The 6,154-nt window shown below is 48.1% G+C and carries 3 protein-coding genes; all 3 read right to left on the reverse strand.

Annotation, left to right across the window (positions count from 1 at the left end):
- Nucleotides 1-161 precede the first annotated feature (161 nt).
- Entirely contained in the window at nt 162-1,127 is a 966-nt protein-coding gene (locus KKH67_00940; protein MBU1317738.1) for an NAD(P)-dependent alcohol dehydrogenase, read from the reverse strand.
- Nucleotides 1,128-1,272: 145 nt separating this feature from the next.
- Nucleotides 1,273-2,379 (reverse strand): hypothetical protein, encoded by a 1,107-nt coding sequence (locus KKH67_00945; GenBank protein MBU1317739.1) that lies wholly within the window; start codon nt 2,377-2,379, stop codon nt 1,273-1,275.
- Entirely contained in the window at nt 2,379-5,753 is a 3,375-nt protein-coding gene (locus KKH67_00950) for a hypothetical protein (GenBank protein MBU1317740.1), read from the reverse strand. Before KKH67_00950 ends, KKH67_00945 begins: the two co-directional genes overlap by 1 nt.
- Nucleotides 5,754-6,154 lie beyond the last annotated feature (401 nt).

A 6,154-nucleotide genomic window follows, 5' to 3' on the forward strand; every position in this document is an offset into this window, starting at 1 on the left:
GAGACCGCGCCTCAAGAATCGAGATAGGCTCCTCTGGGTCATGCTTGTAAGACTTTGGAACGATTGGCGAAAACCGTTGATCCTTGTCCAACCAGAGACAAGTCAATCAAGTGCGACCAATAAGATGTCACGAAAAGGAGCATCCCTGGTGCTATCTCTGGTCACACTGTGATGACTACTTTTCCTCGTGCGTGTCCTTCTTCAACATATCGGATCGCCTGAGGAGTGTCACTCAAAGGGTACTTCCTATCTATGATGGGCACAACTTTGCCAGCTTCTAGAAGTTCCTTTAGAAGAGCCAAATCTGTCTGGTTCACGTTCGCCATGAATGAAACGACTTTTCTGCCCTTTATCTTTGAAATAAGCGGATTGAGAATCAGCGACTGCAAGAGACTCGCGGTGGATGTGGAGCCGCCAACCCCGACATATATGCCGGTTGGTTTCAGGGAGCGCAAAGGCATACGTATTGAATGAAATGCGGCATTGTCAACGATCAGATCGTACTCGTTCCCGCTCCGCCAGAACTCTTCCTTCGTGTAATCAATCACATGGTCCGCACCGATAGATCGCACCATCTCTACGTTTCGTCCACTGCAGACACCGGTCACATGAGCTCCCAGCGCTTTGGCTATTTGCACTGCAAATGTGCCCACACCTCCCGACGCGCCGTGGATCAAGACTTGTTGTCCCGATTGTAATCGTCCGTGATCGCGAAGAGCTTGCAACGCAGTGATCCCCGCGACTGGCACGGCCGCCGCCTGCTCAAAAGTTACGGCTGCCGGCTTTAGCACCAATTTACTCTCGCGAATACAAGCGTATTCTGCAAATCCACCCATACTCGAGCCAAAGACTTCGTCTCCCGCCTTGAACTGAATTACACTTTTACCGACAGCTTCAACCCGGCCAGCCATGTCGGCGCCGAGTATCTGATGTTTCGGTTTCAAAAATCCAAAACCCATGAGTCGGACCAGAAATGGCTTGCCACGCAAAATGTGCCAGTCAAGCGGGTTCACCGACGCCGCATGCACTCTTACGAGTACTTGATTGTCCATCGGATCGGGCTTATCAATTTCCTGTAGTTTAAGTGCATCCGGCGATCCGTATTTGGTGCGTACGATAGCTTTCAATAGATACCTCCGAGATAATAACGAATATGTCATCCACTACGATGATCTCTCGCGAAAGCAACGGAGACAGTCCTGACGGGGATTCCGAGTAGCATTTTGAAGCTCCAGCACCTGGTATAAATACTCTTGACATGTTGCAGCCCTTCTAAAACTCAAGCAGTTCAATCCTCGTCGATTCCACGGATTTCTCCTCCCTGCCGTTTTGCCAGCGCTCTCTTTTACGGGTACGTACCTCATGTTCTACTATCACGATATCCAGCCCGTAGCGAGCAGTAATCTCATGTAAGAGTGACAAAGAGCATGAGGTAAAGCAGCCCGAATGCTCTTCAGCACGAGAGTATCTGTCTGGCACGTACCCATCTCGCCATGACACGAAACGAACAGCCTCTTCACCTTCGAAGCCCATGTCAAACGCACCACTTCTGCGCCACGTCAAATTCAGGTCTTCTGCAATCCTTGGATATAGTCGCAGATACCTGTAGGGACCTTGAAGAATCCACAGGTCCGATTGATAACTGAAGAGCGGAGTGCCGGGCATAACCAGTGTATTTCCGGCATAATCATCCCGGAGTGACTGGATAGTCCGTCTGTGCCAGCCCGGATTGATGAATGGCTCAGACCCGACATCCGGGCTGATCGATTCCACTGAAACACCCCCGTTAATCAGAATGGCACTCCTCATTCGCCAATATGATGCATGTTCACTATTGATCACCTCGATTTCCGCCGCAACAACCGAGTCGCAGGTCAGCATAGAAGTGTGCGTTGTTCTTCGATGAACGCCTTCAGAGCCAAGCCAGTCATCAATCTCGTTTCTCAAAGGTACTTCCAGGACGTGATCGGGTCGTGTCTTCCTCGGCACTAGCCAATAAAGAGGATCGTGCATACGAATCACTTCATAGAGTTTGTTCGGCTCAACATCAGGGATGGATGGGAGCAGTTTACTAATCACATTTTGCAGCGAACTAAACACCAGGTAATCAGGTCTTCCCTCGAACGGAGTGAAGTGACTCTCCGGATCTACGAACTTTCGAACTTGCTCCCTGAACCCACGCTCTACGTCTCCGAGTTCGTTAGATGTTGACTGACATTCAACTTCAACCATCGCCATGAGTTCGTCTGGTTCAATGCCCAGAGTTTCAGCGCACATCCGAACGGAGTTAAGAGTTGTCTTCCCACAGTTGGCAATGATTTGCTTCTCGAAACAATCGGAAGGTCTGGCAAGCTGTATAATCTCTGGGCTTATTTTCACTACTCTGGGCAACGCCTGCCCCATCTTTGTGAGTAGATTCGATAACTGATGCGCAGGTAAAAGCTCTTCTCACCCCTATAAACATTGAGAAGCCTTTCGGAGTGCGGCTGCAGATTAACAACACCCTGATGCACAGCATACTCCAGCACTGCAGCGACTAGTATTCTGCTGCTGTGATGAGTACCGGTTTCTAGTAGCAGGACAAAGTATTCAGCGAATCCTGGGTTTTCCTCAATCATTTCGGCCAGAATCGCCCCAGTGCGGTGTTTCACCTCATATTCATCGGATTGGAGTCTGCCAAGTAACGTATCAACAAGCAGCTCCGTTTCTGTCTTCCCGGGCAACTGGAGAATTCCTGCGAAATGAGATCTTGTGCTTGGTGTATGTCTGAAGAGAGTTGCGAAAAACTCGAAGAAAACACACCACATTTCCTGCACACGACCGTGATTGCCAGATGCAATATCAAACGATTGAATCATCGGTACTGCCCACGTCGTATACATTCCCTTCAGCGAATTATCATACAGGTTTTGCAGAACGAAATGCTCTGTCCAGTCTCGATCGAATTTTGCCACCTGAGCCAGTCTTTCACCGTTGTTCTCCGTGAACACATGACCCCAGGAGCGTTCAAATTCGCACGTGCGCTTACCGTATATAAGAAACTTCTCTATGTTTGAGATTTCCTTCCACTTTAACGCAAACGCCCACAGCATCTCAGAGTCTTCATTACCTAGGGCCAAGCTTTCGCACAGTCCTTCTATATCCAACAACCGTTCTGCAGTCTGGGCAGACTCGATTAGCTCAATAATTCTCTTAAAGATCTTGCCTTGGGCTGTGTACGAGTAGTCACTAGTAGTAAGGGATTGCCACATTTCCGAGAGTTGTTCAATGTCGGCTTCCGCCACTTGGTTACAAAACTCAGCAAAATCGATGGTGTTCCCAAGAAGCGTTACATGCTGAGGAAGATGCGCTTCGCTTTCTGGCGGCAATATGGGTATGTCAGTGATCACTTCTGCACCACAGGCTAAGGCAAGCTGGTTGTAAGCACTCACTAGTTTTCCCCGCTCTGCAGCCGCAACGTCACGGGTCAGGAACACCCTAGCTCTTTCAGTCAACAGTCGAGCTACTTCCTTTTCACCGTAGTCAAACGCCTGTCGGGCAACTTTCAGCATGAGAGCGTAGAGTTCGATCAGTTCATTGTACACATTCTGCACCTCTACTATTGTCTCCAGGATGGCATAGCGGAGGGCATAATTAGCAGGGCAGTACTCAATGAACGAACGAAGACACTCATCGTAGTGATGTCGGTGTCCTTCACGCTCAAAGATCCCGAGGAGTACGGCAGCTGATTCGGGCTTCAGCAAAGCGAGTTCATCGCATAGATCTGGCATCACTGCTCTAACTTCTTTCCAGTCAGTAAGCCAATCTAAGAAAAGAGCTTTGTCTGCTAACTCTCGAATTCTCTCAAGTGCGCCTTCAACTTCAACCTGGTTCTGGTAGTGAAGAGATCGAACTAGCAGGTTAAACGTGATATCCTTGTGGAAACCGTAAGAATGTGATTCTCTGAGCGCGCTCTCAAACACGGCATCTGCCTGCTCCGTATTTCCAACTGACTCCCACAATGCTGCAACAGACAACAGACACGAAGTCCTCAAACCTTCGTATCCTTCATTCTCAATGGTATCCCGCTCTATCGAGTCGGTCATCTCAGCTAGTTCCCGACTGTATTGACTACAATCGATTCTATTGCAGAAACGATTTATCGCCCGCAGTAACTTGTTAGTTTCAGGAAATGCATGGTCATATCCGTGCCAGTATCGATTCTCATAGAAGATACCCAAACTTAAGAGAAATTCCGGCATCAAGTCGTCAGAGACTAGAATGGCTAAGTCTTCTATCAAGCTGCAAACAAGATCGCCAAGCTGCGATGTCAGCACAACATCCAAAACACGAGGCTTCTCGTCACCAGTCATCTTATACTCTATCAAACGCATAATCAGGCTGGGATCCAAGATTATTGGTCGATCGGAGTGGTGTTTTCCTTTCGCAACACTTATCTCAAAAGCAACAATCAAAAGCTCCTTCAAGTAGCTCTTTGGCAATTGCTGAATACTCGCCTTGGCGTTAATCAAATCCTGCTTTAAATCAAGGTACGCCAGAACACTGACACCAGAAAATGCCGTCAGTAGCTGATCTATATACTCATCGGAGACGTGGTACAGGTCTGGAGCCTCAATAATTGTCGCCACAGGGTCGATTAGCGCATCCAATAGAATTGGGTCTACTCTCAATTCGCACCCCTGAAGCAAAACCTTAGTATCCTTGGGGCTGTATGCCGTTGCGAAGTCCTCCCATATACGATGTGCCTCGTCCGTGGCGCCTTCTCTCTTGAGCGCGCAAATGAGTGCCTGTCGCATAGCTGCATTGTGAGGGGAGAAGTTCTCAAGCACTATTAGCTCTTTCACGTATCCCGAAGTTGCGAACTCAGAAAGAGCGTCGATGAATGTAGTGTAATAAAATTCGTTAACATGAGCCGATTCATTCGCGGTCTGAGCTACAATCACATTCTGTAGATACTGCGTGCCATGTCCAGTCGCGACCATCAGCTTAACGTAATTAGCATAGTTGATTTCCCCGCGTGAATCGGCATCAAGATCGACTATGTGTTTCTTCAATTTATCGATAATACTGTCGAAATTTAGCGGGACATTCAAACGCACACATTCTAGAAGTAGATCAGTCAGCCTAGGGGCAGGCAGCTCAAACTGATGCTCATATTCGAGAAGCGCTTCAACGTTTCCCCCTTTGCGTCGGAAAGCCGGACACCGTACAAGATCGACCTCATCTATGTTTTCAAACCTCTGATAAGTGTAAGTATTGAGAAGCCCCAGTCGTGTAAGCTGAACGATATCGCAGGTGCGATACGCGGCTTCAATCCCTATCCTGACATTGCTTAGGATATCCTGCCGTGGAAAGAGTCTTATCACCGCACGGTCTATGAAATCCAGATCGATTCGGTCAATAATATCCTTGTAAGCAGGCAGGTCAAATGCATACTGATTCACATAGCGGTGGCCGATGGCTGTATCTGAATTGGACTTACACCACTTGTAATAGAACTCCACGAAATCCGTGGAGTCCCCACCGACAGTTAGCTTTTTTCTCACAAATAATGCAAGCGAACTAGAACACAAGAGAAATTCACCGTCCTCATATGCACCGGCGTCCAGCATCGGCCTAATATGATCCAGTGCGCCGGGAAGATCAGTGTCACCCACGATTGCTACAGGAATTAGTTCACGCATTCGACTGGCAGTCATGATGAAGCCGGGTTTCCGCAGACACAGCAGCTTGAGCAACTTGTGTGAAGCCATTTCAGTTCCAGATCGCTTGAAGCCAGGCACTCTTCCCCATAAATAGTCATAGTACTCATTGACTTCTCCTTCCGTTGTCGGAAGGTTTTCCAGATAGTCGTCTAGCTCCCTACCATGTAACCTACGTTGAACGATGTCACTAGCAATCATCGATAGAATGAGTGGCAGACCATCCGTCCGACGATGAATCGTGTTACACTGTTCAGTCGACAGAGTTAAGTCACGCCTGTCCATAAGATACTGCTTCGTTTCAGGCTCGTCGGAGATATATTCAAAAGTTGTGGATAGAATAGAATGAGCGTATCCTCTTAATAGTAAACAAGAGAACTCGGGTTTATCCGAGCAGGAGGACACGCTCATGAGGAATAGTAATGTAAGTAATTTGGAAAGTCGAGTGGAAA

This window comes from Candidatus Zixiibacteriota bacterium (genome assembly GCA_018820315.1).
In the GTDB taxonomy this organism is placed as follows: Bacteria; Zixibacteria; MSB-5A5; order JAABVY01; family JAHJOQ01; genus JAHJOQ01.

Coding starts and splice junctions, on each gene's coding strand:
- KKH67_00950 (MBU1317740.1), bottom strand. CDS start 5,753: ATGGCTTCACACAAGTTGCTCAAGCTGCTGTGTCTGCGGAAACCCGGC.